Origin of the sequence: Paraburkholderia sp. MM5384-R2, assembly GCF_014201025.1 — a bacterium.
Taxonomy (GTDB): Bacteria; Pseudomonadota; Gammaproteobacteria; order Burkholderiales; family Burkholderiaceae; genus Paraburkholderia; species Paraburkholderia tuberum.
Map to the genome: position 1 here is coordinate 1 of NZ_JACHDI010000029.1, position 15,963 is coordinate 15,963.

Annotated in this window: 10 protein-coding genes and 3 pseudogenes; 6 read left to right on the forward strand and 7 right to left on the reverse strand. The window is 63.2% G+C overall.

All coding sequences use genetic code 11. The features are described from left to right. Together HDG37_RS38880 and HDG37_RS31940 are read right to left on the reverse strand one after the other, a co-directional pair. Positions 1-300: pseudogene (locus HDG37_RS38880) on the reverse strand (hypothetical protein); the annotation flags it as partial. Between the two features lie 808 nt (positions 301-1,108). After that, entirely contained in the window at positions 1,109-2,410 is a 1,302-nt protein-coding gene (locus HDG37_RS31940) for a site-specific integrase (RefSeq protein ID WP_184054642.1), read from the reverse strand. A 446-nt stretch (positions 2,411-2,856) separates the two neighbouring features. On the opposite strand from HDG37_RS31940, the pseudogene HDG37_RS31945 reads away from it, so the two are divergent. Further along, a pseudogene (locus tag HDG37_RS31945) lies at positions 2,857-3,309 on the forward strand (DUF899 family protein); the annotation flags it as partial. A gap of 27 nt (positions 3,310-3,336) precedes the next feature. Here the strand turns inward: HDG37_RS31945 and HDG37_RS31950 are convergent. Beyond that, positions 3,337-5,308, reverse strand: a pseudogene (locus HDG37_RS31950) (putative bifunctional diguanylate cyclase/phosphodiesterase). A gap of 240 nt (positions 5,309-5,548) precedes the next feature. Further along, the gene (locus tag HDG37_RS31955) at positions 5,549-5,932 is read right to left on the reverse strand and encodes a hypothetical protein (protein WP_184054644.1); all 384 of its coding nucleotides are present in this window, start codon (positions 5,930-5,932) and stop codon (positions 5,549-5,551) included. 349 nt (positions 5,933-6,281) lie between these two features. Here HDG37_RS31955 and HDG37_RS31960 point away from each other — a divergent pair, with 349 nt between their 5' ends. Next, complete coding sequence (locus HDG37_RS31960) at positions 6,282-6,560, forward strand: HU family DNA-binding protein (protein WP_013092091.1); 279 nt, start codon at positions 6,282-6,284, stop codon at positions 6,558-6,560. A 244-nt stretch (positions 6,561-6,804) separates the two neighbouring features. Here the strand turns inward: HDG37_RS31960 and HDG37_RS31965 are convergent, their stop codons facing one another. The 3 genes from HDG37_RS31965 to HDG37_RS31975 form a co-directional block, all read right to left on the reverse strand. Then, positions 6,805-7,923, reverse strand: a complete 1,119-nt coding sequence (locus HDG37_RS31965) for a 3-deoxy-7-phosphoheptulonate synthase (protein ID WP_311541690.1) — start codon at positions 7,921-7,923, stop codon at positions 6,805-6,807. Between the two features lie 263 nt (positions 7,924-8,186). Beyond that, entirely contained in the window at positions 8,187-9,110 is a 924-nt protein-coding gene (locus HDG37_RS31970) for a DUF72 domain-containing protein (protein ID WP_184054646.1), read from the reverse strand. Between the two features lie 39 nt (positions 9,111-9,149). Further along, positions 9,150-9,887: a TetR/AcrR family transcriptional regulator gene (locus HDG37_RS31975; RefSeq protein WP_184032146.1), complete on the reverse strand. Its 738-nt coding sequence runs from the start codon at positions 9,885-9,887 to the stop codon at positions 9,150-9,152. 247 nt (positions 9,888-10,134) lie between these two features. Here HDG37_RS31975 and HDG37_RS31980 point away from each other — a divergent pair, with 247 nt between their 5' ends. Genes HDG37_RS31980 through HDG37_RS31995 form a run of 4 tightly spaced genes read left to right on the forward strand, consistent with a single transcriptional unit; the run spans position 10,135 to position 15,933 of the window. Next, entirely contained in the window at positions 10,135-11,316 is a 1,182-nt protein-coding gene (locus tag HDG37_RS31980) for an isovaleryl-CoA dehydrogenase (protein ID WP_184054648.1), read from the forward strand. A gap of 52 nt (positions 11,317-11,368) precedes the next feature. Then, positions 11,369-12,976 (forward strand): carboxyl transferase domain-containing protein, encoded by a 1,608-nt coding sequence (locus HDG37_RS31985; protein WP_184054650.1) that lies wholly within the window; start codon positions 11,369-11,371, stop codon positions 12,974-12,976. 49 nt (positions 12,977-13,025) lie between these two features. After that, positions 13,026-13,811: an enoyl-CoA hydratase/isomerase family protein gene (locus HDG37_RS31990; protein ID WP_184054652.1), complete on the forward strand. Its 786-nt coding sequence runs from the start codon at positions 13,026-13,028 to the stop codon at positions 13,809-13,811. Positions 13,812-13,863: 52 nt separating this feature from the next. After that, positions 13,864-15,933 (forward strand): acetyl/propionyl/methylcrotonyl-CoA carboxylase subunit alpha, encoded by a 2,070-nt coding sequence (locus tag HDG37_RS31995; protein WP_184054653.1) that lies wholly within the window; start codon positions 13,864-13,866, stop codon positions 15,931-15,933. Positions 15,934-15,963 lie beyond the last annotated feature (30 nt).

The window sequence follows — 15,963 nt, forward strand, 5'->3', positions numbered from 1 at the left end:
GCAAAAATCGAGAGTAAACCTGAGCCAGCAAATGTTTACAACAACCTTTTCTGCTCTCAGCCTTGATTCATGGGGGCCTTCATGCGGAAGCCCTGGCGGGAATAGCCGGTCGTCGCCCGGAAACATCTTTTGACGCCATACTAGATAGCAATCAAGATGCTCGCGATATTCTCGATAGATATCAAACTCAACTTCGCCCTTGCGCCGGTCCTTGAAAATGCGGCGCACTTGATAACCGTCGTGATGACTGGCATAGGCAAAGCGCCCAGCTTTCAGCGCACGAGCTTGTGCGAGATTCATTCCAGTGCATGCGATAAATATTAGGAGCTCAGCTTCAGTCCTGAGGTTCGCTAAAGCACGTCTAGTTCTGAGGAGGGGAGCGTCTGGATTAAATTTCCTCTTTTCGAGAGACGCGCGTTGCAGGTACGGCGCGGCCGACAAGAATCTCATGCTGTCCAATGGAACAAATCCGCACCACTCCTCAAGTAGCCGTCCGGTCCGGAACGGGATACGGACAGGCAACGTACCCTCGATCGCTTCGACAGTCAGTGCATCTGACAGATCGAGCAACATGTGGCCGAAGGCGAATGACTCAGAAATGTTCTGTTTGTCGGCGTCCCTGCCCAAAACGGAGCTCGTTCGTACTGCGTCTCGACGTCGAATGCGACTTTGCCTCAAGAGCCTGACAGGAGTGTCTAATAGCAGTTCGAACACGTGTCCTACGTTAGCCGCGTACGGGTAGAAAGTGCGACCAAGTACGCCGGTAGCACGTTGCTGCAAGAGATACTCAGTCCAGTCAAGAAAATCGACCCGGGCCGATGCGAGGGTGGGTGACCTACCTATATCGTCTGCCCAACGGTAAAAGTACCGGAGGCAGTAAAGGTACGTTTGGACGGTTCTTTGGCTTGTCCCCACCACCAACTGCTCTTCTAGCAACTCCTTAAGTTTCAGGACCAATGGCAGCCGTTCCATAATGATAGGGCCCAGCAAACGCTTGTCGATCCGACTAAACTCGCGTGGCGAAAGGCGTGCAGCGTTCGGATAAAGCATATATTGGAGGTCCCACGGAATCTGCCGATCCGTAAATATTGCGCTGGGAAACGTCAGGTCAGGGATTTTCAGTTTGCGCATTGTTGTTCTCCTGACGTGCGCGTAGCAGCCCGAGGAACTCCCGATCGAATGCATTTCCAACTTCTTCCTTGATTTTAGATTTCTCGACGAATTTCACGTAATCCAGGGCAGTTGATTCGTTCTTGTGAAGCAATGCTTCCATGACCATTGAGACGGCAAAGAGCGAACCACCGAGGCGAATGGCTAGGCGCGCGAGCTCGGTGGCAAAAGTACAGCGGCTTTGATGAAAGTGAAAATCGCGCATTGCGCCTATGCCGTTGGCTACCGAAATTTTTCTGAATGCGGCCATCTCAACGTTTATGGCATTGCTGTTATGAGATCCCCGCTGGCAATATGGATTGCCATACCGTGTCAGAAAAACCAGATCCTTGTTTAATCTCGACGCCTTCGCCTCTCGTTTCAGCCGCCGCATACTGGACGCATAGTCTCGGAGCCGATTGAGATGCGTCTCGCAGATTGGAATCTGCCCTGTCACGCCGAACTTTGTGGCGACCGGCGGGTCGGTCGCGGGGCCGACTGAAAGTTGATAAAAGCCTGGAGCAGCGGGATTCGGCACTGCATTATCCAGCGTCTGAACCTTAAGGTCGGCGATCGTTCCGATTCGCATGCCCGTAAAAAAACCGAGCGTTAGCATAAGGAACAGTTCTTCAGAGGCACGTCTATCAGCGAATTGAAGAGCCGCATCGCGATCGACTGCACGAATGGGAAGCAGGCCGTCCTCAAGCCTTGTTCCAGGTATGCTCCGGTTCGGGATACTCAAATCCGTAGTTTTGACACTAATCGTACGCTCAAATCCGAGAGGATCTTTGAGGTGGATTCCCACAACGCGCTCCTCCCACATGGGCCACGAAATTGACAGCAATCCGCTATCTCGAAGCCACCGATAAAACTGGATCGCGACCTGCATTCGATGCGACGTGGTTGACGGCGCGAGACGTCCGGCTTTGCGACATCGGATCAGTTCGCCCCGATACCGAACGAGGCAGCGTTTCGCCCGATGCATCGGAAATTCCCACCAATCTGTGCCTGTCGACTCCAACCAGTTCGCGTATGCCAACAAGGCGCTCGCCCGAGATTGCACAGTGCGGATGTCAATCTCGCCGGTGGTTGCGCTTTCGAGTGCCCAGACATTGGCCTCCCTCCACGGTGCCCCGGAATTCCAGAAGATCATCGGAAGGCGCATCTCCGCCTTCTTTTTGGGAAGTGGTGTCCAACGAACGCCGGAGCTTTCAATCAATGCGCGATGTGGCTTCAACTGAACGGACTCGAGTCGCGCCATATCAGCCTCCTCTATGTCACCCAGGGGATGGGTATCGTTACCTCTGTCGCACGCGCTTGATGATGGACATTCGTCCGGAATCAGCGAAAAACGGCCGAGGGATCCATCTGCAGCGCCCGGCGGGCTCAGTCTTCCGTTTCATGATCTGCGTGCTTCTGATCCTGGACGGCTTCACGAACGGATCCGCTGGTCTGGCGATCCCCGTATGCACAACTGAGCTGTCCACACCGCAAGGGTGTGGACAGCCGCCTTCGGCGGTTCCTCAGTTGCACACACTCGAACCTGACGCGCGCCTGCGGCGCTTGCCCCAACGAGAAAGATGTTTCCAACCCGGTCATGCCGTCGAACAATTGAGGCCGAGTCCGTATGTGCGTTCATGTCAATACGTCCATACCGTGAACCTAATTTCGTGTGATGTCAATACCCTTAACTAATGCGTAATACAAGACACGCTCGTGACCTACAACTGGATGTTCGGACCGCAACGCGCGCGGCCGTGCCCGATGTGCACGTCGCTACTGAGCGCGTGGGACGGCGAAATGCCCGATATCCTGCAGCGCGTCGCGTTCGCGGTGATCGGCCGCTCGCCGATCGACAGGCTCGTCGCGTTCAGGCAGGAGCGCGGCTGGCGGCATCTGCGGCTGTATTCGTCGGGCGGCAACACGTTCAATCGCGATTACGCGGCCGAAGATCCCGCCGGCGACGACCTTCCCGCGCTGAACGTATTCACGCGCACGGGCGGCGTCGTGCGGCACTTCTGGGCCGAGGAGATGGGGCCGTCGACGTCGGACCCCGGACAGGACCCGCGCGGCGCGCCCGATCCGATGCCGTTGTGGACGATCCTCGACATGACGCCGGGCGGCCGTGGCACCGACTGGTATCCGAAGCTCGCGTATTGAGCGGCGCTGCCATGGAGCGATCGAGCGCTACGAATGCGTCTGCGCCGCGTGGCTCTGGGCGAGCGCGGTCCACAGAAACGTGCCGACCGCGCTCGCCCGCATCGGCAGGCTGAACAGATAGCCCTGCACCGCGCGCGCGCCGAGCGCCTTCACGACCTGGGCCTGCAACGGTGTTTCGAGTCCTTCGACCACGCATTCGTGCCCGAGGTTGCGGCATAGGTCGATCACGGATTTGATGATCTTCTTCGAGGCGCTGTTGGTATCGACGTCGCTCACGAAGCTGCGGTCGATCTTGATCGCGTCGAATGGCAGCCGATGCACGTAGCTGAGGCTCGAATAGCCGGTGCCGAAATCGTCGAGCGACAGCCGGCAGCCGGCCTGCTTCAGCATCGTCATCGCGCTGTGCGCCTGCTCGAAATCGCGCGTCAACGCGGTTTCGGTCATTTCGAACGTCACGCGATGCGGCGACACGCCGCTTGCCGCGACAATGTCGATCAGGCGGCGCGCGCGCCGACGTCGAGATATCGATCGCGGACAGGTTGAACGACAGATACAGATCGGCGGGCCAGTGCGCGACCTCGGCGAGCGCCTGGCGCAGCAGCACGTCGGTGATGCCGAGGATCAGCTCGGTCCGCTCTGCAATCCGAATGAATTCCTCCGGCCTGACCATGCCGAGCCGCGCGTTGTGCCATCGACCGAGCGCTTCGAGGCCGATCGGCCGGCGCGTGAGCAGATCGTAAATCGGCTGGAACTCGAGGAACAGTTCCGCTTCGAGGTCCGCATGGCGCAGCTCCTGCGTGACGAGGCTTAGACGCCGCATCTGCGTTTCATGTTCGGTCGAGAAAATCACCGGCATGCCGCGGCGGTTTTCCTTGCCGACATAGAGCGCGGCGTCGGCGCGTTCGAACACCTGCGCGACCGTCGAGCCCGCGTCGGGAAACGCGGCCCAGCCGATCGTGCCCGACAGCTCCGCGACATTGTCGGCGACTTGATAAGGCTGGCTGAGCGCATCGCAGATACGCAGCCCCAACTCGACCAGCGCTTCGTTCGACACCTTGTGGCGCACGAGCACGCCGAATTCATCGCCGCCCAGACGCGCGAACATCAGGCCCGTTTCGCCGATCGACACGAGCCGTGTGCCGACTTCCTGCAGCACGAGGTCGCCGCTTGCGTGACCGTAAATGTCGTTGACCTGCTTGAAGCCGTCCAGATCGATGAGGCCGACGTTGAAGCCGCCACCGGTTTCGAGCGCCTGCTCCGATATCGCGCTCAGCGCCGCGAAGAAACTGCGCCGGTTCGGCAGGCCGGTCAGACTGTCGATGCTGGCGAGCCGGTAGTTGTCGTCGCTGAGCCGTTGGGTGTTGTGCTGGCTTGCCTGCAGTTCGCGTTGCGCGTGCACCGCGTCTGCAAACGTGCGCCAGTAAAGCTGGATGACCACCGCGAGCGCGACGCCGACCAGCGCCATGTCGACGGCCATCGCGAAGAACACCGGCGAGCCGCTCGACACGAGGAAGCCGGAGAAACTCAGGCTGACGATGCAAAGCAGCAGAAGCGCGGGCTTGCGCAGATGGATCAGGCAGAACATGCTGCCGACCAGCGTCGTCGCCATATAGAACGCGACCTGCCCCTGCTGGTAGGCGGTGCCATACGGAAACAGCAGCACCGACCAGCCGCTGAACGCGACGCCGAACACGCCGACGATCCATGTCACGCTGCGCAATTCGCGGACAGCCTGAGCGTCCGTCATCTTATGGTTGCGTTTGCGCCACCAGCGCACGCAGCGAAACACACACAGCGCGCCGAGCGTGCCGGGCACATACATCGACAGCCAGGCCGGCGCGCTGTCCAGATGCGTCGCCGCCACCGCCGCCGTGTTGACGAGCAGGATGAAGTAGAGAAGCGGTATCTGGCGGCGGAACGCGTGCAACTGCGCACGCATCAGCTCCCGGTCACCCTCGGCGACCGACAGTACCCTCTTCAATCTCGCAAGCCAAGCCATCGCCATCCCTTTAACGTTTGCGCGTTAAACGCAGCTGTTTATATCGGCGCGAGGCTGATTAACTTGAGCGCTCAAAGGGGTAACGGAGCATCGCAGTCAAGGGTCCGTGAACCTGCTGCGCGCTTACGGATGGTCGGGCGGTAAGTACTACCTGGCGGCGCGTGTTGGCGGCGCTGGAACCAGACGTTTGTGCCGGATGCCGATCGCGAGACTCGAGCAAAAGGCGGCCTTCGCGCATGCTCAAAGCGTGGGGCACGACAGCACCCGCTGCGGCCGCATGGCGGTGCCGGGCTGGCCGGCCGGCGCGGGCGTGCCACGCGGCGCGGCCGCGACGAGCCGGACCGCGTCGGCGCCAGCGTTCGCGAGCACGTATTCTTCCGGGCTGTCATCCGGCTGCCAGTACGCGCGAAACACGTCGCCGTCGCTGAACACGAGCAGCTTGCCGTGCACGGTTTTTCCGCCGCCAACGAAGTCGACCGGTTCGCCGTCGCGTAGCGAAAAGCTCCGCGCGGCGCTGGAGTTCGTCGCACCGACGAGGGTCGCGCACGCGTTGTCGTCGGCCGCGGCCGCCGCCGACGACAACGCGGCGAGCAGCGCGCATGTTGCAAAGTGGCGAATTCTCACTTCTTTATGTCTTGCCGATAGTTAACTTGTGACATGTGGCGCAAATGGCGCGCCCGCGCATCGCGAAAAGGGCTATCGTCATCGGGAAGCCGGCGCGGGATCGCGTAACGCGACCTAAAGTACTGAAATTGCAACGGATTGTGATGCGCGGCGAACGCTCATGAGGCGGCGCGCGCGCATAAGCTCGCGATTCTTATGGCAGTTTGGGGCGCAAAAACGTCAAACCGGCGCCTCCGCCTTGATACAAGCCTTACACCAAGGGTTTGCGCGAACGTGCGCCTATGCGTTAGTGTGTCGGTCCCGGCGCCTCAGAGGGCGCCGGTTCCATGATTACCATACGGGAAGTGCTATGAACAAACAGGAACTGATTGATGCAGTCGCCGCAGCGACGGGCGAAAGCAAAGCGGCAACCGGCCAGACCATTGACGCGATCGTCGAGGCAGTGACCAAGGCCGTGGTGAGCGGCGATACGGTGCAACTGGTCGGTTTCGGTTCGTTCTCGACCGGCGCGCGCGCGGCACGCGTGGGGCGCAATCCGTCGACGGGCGAAGAGATCCAGATCGCCGCGGCCAAGACGGTGAAGTTCACCGCAGGCAAGGCGTTCAAGGAAGCCGTCAACGCGTCGTAAGCAAGGCGCTTCACGCCGGAGCATTCGCGATGCGCGCCGCAGCCCCGCTGTGAGGCGCGCGTGAGTGATGCGTCGGGCGTGAGGATCACGCGCTGCCCAGCCCGGCCAGGCGATTCGCCGGCAACTGGTGCGGCGCGTGTGTCTGGCTCCTTGAGCCAGACGTTCCTGGGCTCGACCGGCTTCGATCGAGTCTAAAGCGGACCCGCCGCGGCCATCGCGATCGGGCGGTCCGTGCGTTGCCCTGTCAGCCCGCGCGACGCTTGCGGGTTGCCTCGGCGAGCGTGGCGAGCACCGGCTCGGTCTGCGCCCAGCTCACGCAGGCATCCGTGATCGACACGCCGTAACGCAACGGCACACCGGCCTTCAGATCCTGACGGCCTTCTTCCAGATGACTTTCGAGCATCACACCGATGATGCGGCGCTCGCGCTCCGACAGTTGCCGCGCGATATCGTCCGCGACCTCTATCTGCCGCAAGTGCGATTTGTTCGAGTTCGCATGCGAGCAGTCGATCATCACCTGCTCGCGCAGACCCGCTGAACTCAGCGCTTCACAGGTCGCCTGCACCGACGCGCTGTCGTAGTTCGGCCCTTTCTTGCCGCCGCGCAGGATCACGTGCGCGTCGTCGTTGCCGCGCGTTTCGAAGATCGCGGCCATGCCCATTTTCGTCATGCCCATGAACGCGTGGCTCGCACGAGCCGCGACGATCGCGTCGGCGGCGATCTGCACGCCGCCGTCGGTGCCGTTCTTGAAGCCGATCGGGCAGCTCAGGCCCGACGCGAGCTGGCGATGACTCTGGCTCTCGGTCGTGCGCGCGCCGATCGCACCCCACGCGATCAGATCGGCGATGTATTGCGGGCTCAACAGGTCGAGAAACTCGGTCGCCGTGGGCAGGCCCAGACCGTTGATGTCGAGCAGCAATTGCCGGGCGAGACGCAGGCCTTCGTTAATGCGGAAGCTGCCGTCCAGACGCGGATCGTTGATGTAGCCTTTCCAGCCCACCGTCGTGCGCGGTTTCTCGAAGTACACGCGCATCACGATCAGCAGATCGTCCCGATAGTGATCGGCGGCGGCCTTCAGCTTGCGCGCGTATTCGATCGCCTGGTCGTGGTCGTGAATCGAACAGGGGCCGACGATCAGCACGAGCCGGTCGTCGCGGCTGTGCAGAATGTCGGCGATTTCGACGCGAGTATTCTCGACCAGCGACTGCACCGCGGGCGGCACCGGCAGTTCGTCCTGCAGCAGCGCGGGGGAAATCAGCGGACGGACCGCGCCGATGCGCACGTCGTCGATGCGCGTGGTGTCCTGGGTGGCGTCGGCCGAGCCGACTTCCTGATCGTGCAGGGGATTGTCGAGGGCGCTCAAGATGTTCTCCGCAATCGGTTGATGAGGCGGCCTTGCCGCCTGATTATGCGAGCGCCGCCGCGATGAGGGCGTGCGGGCGCCGCGTGGGTTTGACGTGGACCGTGCGGGTTGGGTTGCTGCGTGCCTCGGGCGAGGTTTGACGCAAGGTCTTGCGTCGGGCTTGACGCGAAGCCGACGCGACCGCGCACGGATGCGCTGGCGCGATTATGACACCGGCGCCGGCCTCATGGCAGGTGGACCGGCGGGCAGGCGGCGCGGCGGATTCAGAGCTTCTTGAGCAACGCCATCGCGGCGGCCGGATTGCGCTCCTTGAAGCCGCTGATCACATATAGATAGACGTCGCGCGTGGCGGCTTTCGCGGGCGGCTCCGCGCAGGTCTCGAGATCGTCGGGCGTGATGCCCGCGGCGAACTGGCGCGCGCGTTCGGCCCATGCGTCGAGCGCTTTCGTCGAATAGCCATTGGCTTGGTTTTCGCTCGTGCCCATGATGCGCGCGTAGATGAACGGCGCGGTGATGTCGGCGATCTGCGGATACTCGCTGTCGGCCGCGAGCACGACCGCGACCTTGTACTTGCGCGCCAGCGCGATGAGTTCCGGTGTCCTGAACGACTCGTGACGAACCTCGACTGCGTGCCGCAGCTTCTGTCCTTCGATGCTCGCGGGCAGCAGCTTCAGAAAGGCCTCGAAATCGTCGGCGTCGAATTTTTTGGTCGGCGCGAACTGCCAGTTGATGGGCCCGAGCTTCTGCTTGAGCAGCAGCACCCCGCTTGCGAAGAATCGCTCGATCGTGTCGCCTGCTTCGGCGAGCAGCTTGCGGTTGGTCGCGTAACGCGGCGCCTTTAGCGAGAACACGAAATCGTCGGGCGTCTCCTGATACCACTTCTCATAGCTGGCCGGTTTCTGCAAACCGTAGAACGTGCCGTTGATTTCGATCGACGTCAGATGCCGGCTCGCATATTCGAGTTCGCGGCTTTGCGTCAGGTCTTCCGGATAAAACGGCCCGCGCCACGGCGCATAGGTCCAGCCGCCGATGCCGATGCGAATGCGCGCGGCGGACGTGGATCCGGACGACGTTTCGGTTGATTTTTTCGTTGGCGCTTTCTTTGCGGCTTTCGGTTTGTCGCCGCGTTCTTCGCCAGACTTCTCGCTTCGCTTGTTGCTTTTCTTCGCGCTTGTCGCTGCGGGCACTTGGGCTCTCCTTCGGGCTGCGGCGGGAAAGCTCGTAGATTAGCCGCTTTTCTCGCGGCGCGCGGCGCTGGCTTCGTCGAAACGACGGCTCGCTGCGGCCACTTCCACGCGAAAGCGCTGCAACGCGCCGAGCGCGAGGTCGGGCGGCGTCAGCGCGACCCACAGCACGTCGATCAGTTGATCGGCGGTGGCGTCGATATCGATCTGCCGGTTCGTCAGCGTCGCGTCCCACAGCACATGCTCCATCGGGCCGAACACCATCGAGCGCAACAGGCGCAGCGGCATGTCGGAGCGAATCTCGCCGCTTTGCTGGCCTTGCGCGAGCACGCGCATCAACGGCGCGGTGTAGCGGCGCTGCAGTTCGGTCAGCGCTTCGCTCAGTTCGTGATGCCGCGTGCGGCCTTCGGACAGCACGAGCGCGCACAGATCGGTGCCATTCACGAGCATCAGCCGCAGATGCATGCGCACGATGAACGCGAACTGCTGGCGCACGTTGCCGTCGCGCGGCAGGCCCGCTTCGATCGCGTCGATGATCTCGTCGTACCAATCGCCGATGACACGAGCGCACAACTCGCGCTTGCCGCGAAAGTAGCTGAACACCGTCGCCTCGGAAACGCCCAGGCGCTGCGCGATTTCCGCGGTCGTCGCGCGTTCGTAGCCCTTTTCGGAGAACACGTCGCGCCCCGCCTGAAGAATCTCCTTCACGCGCTGCTGCGACTTGCGCCCGGCCGGCTGGCGACGCGAGACAGGTAATCCGGCCTTCTCGGCAACCGTCATATGAGTAAAATTCAGATTTGTGATGCGGATTGGGGCTCGGGCTGGCGTTTGAACGCCGCGTCTGTGCCAGATGAACGCGATCGTAGCACCGAATCGGCCGGCTCATGCGGATTTGTAAATTTCTGAGTAACACTCAAAAACACCTATTGACGCTTACGGTAATCTGGCGTGAAATGCGCGTTGACATGCTTTCGCGTGCCGCTTCGCGTTCCACCAGCGGCCGCCCATGAACTCAGGAGACACCGCAATGCCCAATCTGCCCGGTTTGCAGTTCCCGCTCGGCGAAGAGATCGAAATGCTGCGCGACAGCATTGCGTCGTTCGCCGCCAAAGAAATCGCGCCGCGCGCCGGGGAAATCGATCGCACCGATCAGTTCCCGATGGACATGTGGCGCAAGTTCGGCGACCTCGGCGTGCTCGGCATGACGGTTTCCGAAGAGTACGGCGGCGCGAACATGGGCTATACCGCGCACATGGTCGCGATGGAGGAAATTTCGCGTGCGTCGGCATCGGTTGGCCTGTCGTACGGCGCGCATTCGAACCTGTGCGTGAACCAGATTCATCGCAACGGCACCGACGCGCAGAAGCGCAAGTATCTGCCGAAGCTCGTGTCGGGCGAGCACGTCGGCGCGCTCGCGATGAGCGAGCCGAACGCGGGCTCGGACGTGGTCAGCATGAAGCTGCGGGCCCAGAAGAAGGGCGATCGTTACGTGCTGAACGGCACCAAGATGTGGATCACCAACGGCCCCGACTGCGACACCCTGGTCGTCTATGCAAAGACCGATCCCGAAGCGAATTCGCGCGGCATCACCGCGTTCATCGTCGAGAAGGGCATGAAGGGGTTCTCGGTCGCGCAGAAGCTCGACAAGCTCGGCATGCGCGGCTCGCACACCGGCGAGCTGGTGTTCCAGGACGTCGAAGTGCCGGAGGAAAATATCCTTGGGGCATTGAACGGCGGCGTCAAAGTGCTGATGAGCGGTCTCGACTACGAACGCGCGGTGCTCGCGGGCGGCCCGACCGGCATCATGGTCGCGGTGATGGACGCGGTCGTGCCGTATATCCACGACCGCAAGCAGTTCGGCCAGTCGATCGGCGAATTCCAGCTGATCCAGGGCAAGGTCGCCGATCTGTACACGACGCTGCAGGCATGCCGCGCGTATCTGTACGCGGTGGGCCGCCAACTCGACACGCTCGGCAACGACCATGTGCGCCAGGTCCGCAAGGACTGCGCGGGCGTGATTCTGTACACGGCCGAAAAGGCGACCTGGATGGCTGGCGAGGCGATCCAGATTCTCGGCGGCAATGGCTATATCAACGAGTATCCGGTCGGTCGTCTGTGGCGCGATGCGAAGCTCTATGAAATTGGCGCGGGCACGAGCGAGATTCGTCGCATGCTGATCGGCCGGGAGCTGTTTGCCGAAACGCTGTGATGCAAGCGCGCGTGTGCCCCCTCAATACGCCGCACTTTGGAGAAGCGACGTCATGCCGATCATCGAATCGAAACTGAACCCACGCTCGGACGACTTTCGCGCGAACGCGGCGGCGCTCGAAGCGCTCGTCGCCGATCTGCGCGCGAAGATCGAGCAACTCGCGCAGGGCGGCGGCCAGGCCGCGCGCGACAAGCACACGAGCCGCGGCAAGCTGCTGCCGCGCGAGCGGATCGCGCAACTGCTCGATCCGGGCACGCCGTTTCTCGAACTGTCGCAACTCGCCGCGTACGGCATGTATAACGACGACGCACCGGGCGCCGGCGTGATCACCGGCATCGGCCGGATCGCGGGACAGGAGTGCGTGATCGTCTGCAACGACGCGACCGTGAAGGGCGGCACCTACTATCCGGTCACCGTGAAGAAGCACGTGCGCGCGCAGGAAATCGCCAGCGAAAACCGCTTGCCGTGCGTGTACCTCGTCGACTCGGGTGGCGCGAATCTGCCGAATCAGGACGACGTATTTCCCGATCGCGATCACTTCGGCCGCATCTTCTACAACCAGGCGAATCTGTCGGCCGCGGGTATTCCGCAGATCGCGGTCGTGATGGGCTCGTGCACCGCGGGCGGCGCGTATGTGCCGGCGATGAGCGACGAGTCGATCATCGTCAAGAACCAGGGGACGATTTTTCTCGGCGGCCCACCGCTCGTCAAAGCCGCGACCGGCGAAGTGGTCAGCGCCGAAGATCTCGGCGGCGGCGACGTGCATACGCGTCTGTCGGGCGTCGTCGATCATCTTGCGCAGAACGATGCGCATGCGCTCGGGATCGCGCGCAGCATCGTCGGCCATCTGAACCGCGTGAAGCCGGCGCCGCTCGTATTGCAGGAGCCGAAGCCGCCGCGCTACGACACCCAGAGCATCTACGGCGTGATTCCGGTCGACACGCGCAAGCCGTTCGATATCCGCGAAGTGATCGCGCGTATCGTCGACGATTCCGCGTTCGACGAATTCAAGGCCCGCTACGGCACCACACTCGTCACCGGCTTCGCGCATATCTGGGGGCACCCGGTCGGCATCGTCGCGAACAACGGCATTCTGTTTTCCGAGTCGGCGCTGAAGGGCACGCACTTCATCGAGCTGTGCTGCCAGCGCAAGATTCCGCTCGTGTTCCTGCAGAACATCACCGGCTTCATGGTCGGCCGCAAGTACGAAAACGAAGGCATTGCGAGGAACGGCGCGAAGATGGTCACCGCGGTCGCGACCGCGAAGGTGCCGAAGTTCACGGTGATCATCGGCGGCTCGTTCGGCGCGGGCAACTACGGCATGTGCGGCCGCGCGTATTCGCCGCGCTTCCTGTGGATGTGGCCGAACGCGCGCATCTCGGTGATGGGCGGCGAGCAGGCCGCGTCGGTGCTCGCCACCGTCAAGCGCGACGGCATCGAAGCGAAGGGCGGCAACTGGAGCGCGGAGGAAGAAGAGGCGTTCAAGCAGCCGATCCGCGAGCAATACGAGCGTCAGGGCCATCCGTACTACGCGAGCGCGCGGTTGTGGGACGACGGCGTGATCGACCCCGCGCAAACTCGCGACGTGCTTGGGCTGGGTTTGTCGGCGGCGATGAACGCGCCGATCGAAGACACGCGTTTCGGCGTGTTCAGAATGTGATGGCCCGCGTCACCGCGATGCGACCGCGTAAGGCAAAGGAGTGCTACGCATGCAATACGAAACGCTGAAGGTCGAGGTTGCCGGCGAGATCGCGACGGTCGCGCTCAATCGTCCGGACGTGCGCAACGCGTTCAATGAAACGATGATCGTCGAGCTGACTGCCGCATTCACCGCGCTCGACACGCACGACGACGTGCGCGCGGTGGTGCTCGCCGCGAACGGCAAGGCGTTCTGCGCGGGCGCCGACCTGAACTGGATGAAGAAAATGGCCGGCTACTCGGACGACGAGAACCGCGCCGATGCGATGCGGCTCGCCGGCATGCTGTCGGCGGTATATCGCTGCAACAAGCCGGTGATCGCGCGCGTGAGCGGCGACGCATACGCGGGCGGCATGGGCCTGATTGCCGCGTGCGACATCGTCGTCGCGGTCGACAGCGCACACTTCTGCCTGTCCGAGGCGCGGCTCGGGCTGATTCCCGCGACGATCGCGCCATACGTGATTCGTGCGCTCGGCGAGCAGGCGTCGCGGCGCTACTTCCTCACCGCCGAGGCGTTCGACTGCGCGACCGCGTTGCGGCTGGGATTGGTCAGCGAAGCGGTGAGCGCCGAGCAGCTCGATGCAACGGTCGCGCAGCTCGCGCAGACGCTGTGCGCGAACGGCCCGCAAGCGGTGCGCGCGTGCAAGCGGCTCGTGCAGGACATCGCGGGCCGCGAGTTGAGCGACGCGCTGATCGAGGACACCGCCGTGCGGATTGCGAAAACGCGGGCCGGCGCAGAGGGCCGCGAAGGCGTGGCGTCGTTCCTCGAAAAGCGCACGCCGGGCTGGCGCAACTGACATGCCCCGCTAACAACCATCGCCCCGTACCGCCCATTTCATCGAGACACTCATGTTCAACAAGATCCTGATCGCCAACCGGGGTGAAATTGCGTGCCGCGTCGCGGCGACCTGCAAGCGGCTCGGCATCGCGAGCGTGGCCGTCTATTCGGACGCCGACGCCAACGCGAAACACGTCGCCGCCTGCGACGAAGCGGTGCATATCGGCGGTTCGACGGCGGCGCAAAGCTATCTGCGCATCGAGCGGATCATCGAAGCCGCGCGCGCGAGCGGCGCGCAGGCCGTGCATCCGGGCTACGGCTTTCTTTCGGAAAACGAAGACTTCGCGCATGCGTGCGAGGCGGCCGGCATCGTCTTTATCGGACCGCCGGTCGAAGCGATTGCCGCGATGGGCTCGAAGGCCGCCGCGAAAGCGCTGATGCACGCGGCCGCGGTGCCGCTCGTGCCCGGCTATCACGGCGACGACCAGGAGCCGCAGCTGTTGCAGCGCGAGGCGGACACGATCGGCTATCCGGTGCTGCTGAAGGCGAGCGCGGGCGGCGGCGGCAAGGGCATGCGCGTGGTCGAGCGCGGTGCGGACTTCGCGGCCGCGCTGCTGTCGTGCAAGCGAGAGGCGGCGAGCAGCTTCGGCAACGATCGCGTGCTGATCGAGAAGTATCTGACCCGGCCGCGTCACGTCGAGGTCCAGGTGTTCGCCGATCGGCACGGCGGCGCCGTTTATCTATTCGACCGCGACTGTTCGGTGCAGCGGCGTCATCAGAAAGTGCTCGAGGAAGCGCCCGCGCCGGGGCTCCCGGCCGAGGTCAAGCGGGCGATGGGCGAAGCGGCCGTGGCCGCCGCGCGCGCGGTCAACTACGTTGGCGCGGGTACGGTCGAGTTCATCATGACGCCGACCGGCGAGTTCTATTTCATGGAGATGAACACGCGGCTGCAGGTCGAGCATCCCGTCACCGAGATGGTGACGGGGCAGGACCTCGTCGAATGGCAGTTGCGCGTTGCCGCGGGCGAGAGTTTGCCGCTCACCCAGCAGCAGTTGAAGCTCGACGGCCACGCGATCGAGGCGCGCATCTACGCAGAGCATCCGGCGCGCGGCTTCCTGCCGTCCACCGGCACGCTCAAGCATCTGCGCATGCCCGAAGGCGTCGAGTTCGCGATCGACGCGGCCGGACTCGGCGAGCCGGGCCGCAAGGCGCCGGTGCGTATCGACAGCGGCGTGCGCGAGGGTGACACGATCACGCCGTTCTACGATCCGATGATCGCCAAGCTGATCGTGCACGGCGCGACGCGCGAGGAGGCATTGGCGCGCCTCGCGCGTGCGCTGCATGCCTGCGAGGTGGTCGGGCCGCACACGAACGTCGAGTTTCTGCGGCGCATCGTCGCGAGCGAACCGTTCGCGAGCGGCGAACTTGACACCGGTTTGATCGAGCGCCACCACGACGTACTGTTCGCGCCGGCACAGAAGCCGTTCAAGGAAGCGCTCGCGCTCGCGTGCGCCGCGTTGTTGACGCGCGAGGGCGGCACCGCGCACGGCGCGTCGCCGTGGGACGCGTTGTCGCACTGGCGGCTCAATAGCGGCTACACGCAAACGCTCGGCTGGCGCGTGATCGACGACGGCGCCAACGACGACAGCCCCGACGCGTTCACGGTCGTCTTCGCGCGCAGTGGGGACACGCAAGCGCTCGTGCAAACACTCGAACACGACGGCGTGCGCGAGGACTTCACGTGGTCGGTCGGCGCGGGCGCCCATGAATTGCGCGCGACGATCGGCGATGCGCGCGTGACGGGGCGTGTATTCGTCGACGGCGACAGGTTCCACGTGTTCTGCCATGGCGAGACGCTCGCATTCGAATGGCAGAACCTGCTCGCGCATGCCGCGGATGCCGAACACGGCGAAGGCCGTCTGACCGCGCCGATGCCGGGCAAAGTGATCGCGGTGCTGGTCGAACCAGGCGCGGTGGTCGAGAAGGGCGCGCCGCTGATCGTGATGGAAGCGATGAAGATGGAGCATACGATCGGCGCCCCGGCGGCGGGCACGGTCGCCGAGGTGCTGTATGCGGTCGGCGATCAGGTCACCGACGGCGCGCAACTGCTGGTGCTGGAGGTGCAGCAGGCGGGTGAATAAGCGCGTCGAGTGGCAGATGAGCGAGTAGGT

Bases quoted from the DNA above. Each gene is read 5' to 3' on its own strand.
- HDG37_RS31960 (WP_013092091.1), top strand. From the start codon at position 6,282: ATGAACAAACAGGAACTGATTGATGCAGTCGCCGCAGCGACGGGCGAA.
- HDG37_RS31980 (WP_184054648.1), top strand. From the start codon at position 10,135: ATGCCCAATCTGCCCGGTTTGCAGTTCCCGCTCGGCGAAGAGATCGAA.
- HDG37_RS31995 (WP_184054653.1), top strand. From the start codon at position 13,864: ATGTTCAACAAGATCCTGATCGCCAACCGGGGTGAAATTGCGTGCCGC.
- HDG37_RS31940 (WP_184054642.1), bottom strand. From the start codon at position 2,410: ATGGCGCGACTCGAGTCCGTTCAGTTGAAGCCACATCGCGCATTGATT.
- HDG37_RS31985 (WP_184054650.1), top strand. From the start codon at position 11,369: ATGCCGATCATCGAATCGAAACTGAACCCACGCTCGGACGACTTTCGC.
- HDG37_RS31990 (WP_184054652.1), top strand. From the start codon at position 13,026: ATGCAATACGAAACGCTGAAGGTCGAGGTTGCCGGCGAGATCGCGACG.
- HDG37_RS31975 (WP_184032146.1), bottom strand. From the start codon at position 9,887: ATGACGGTTGCCGAGAAGGCCGGATTACCTGTCTCGCGTCGCCAGCCG.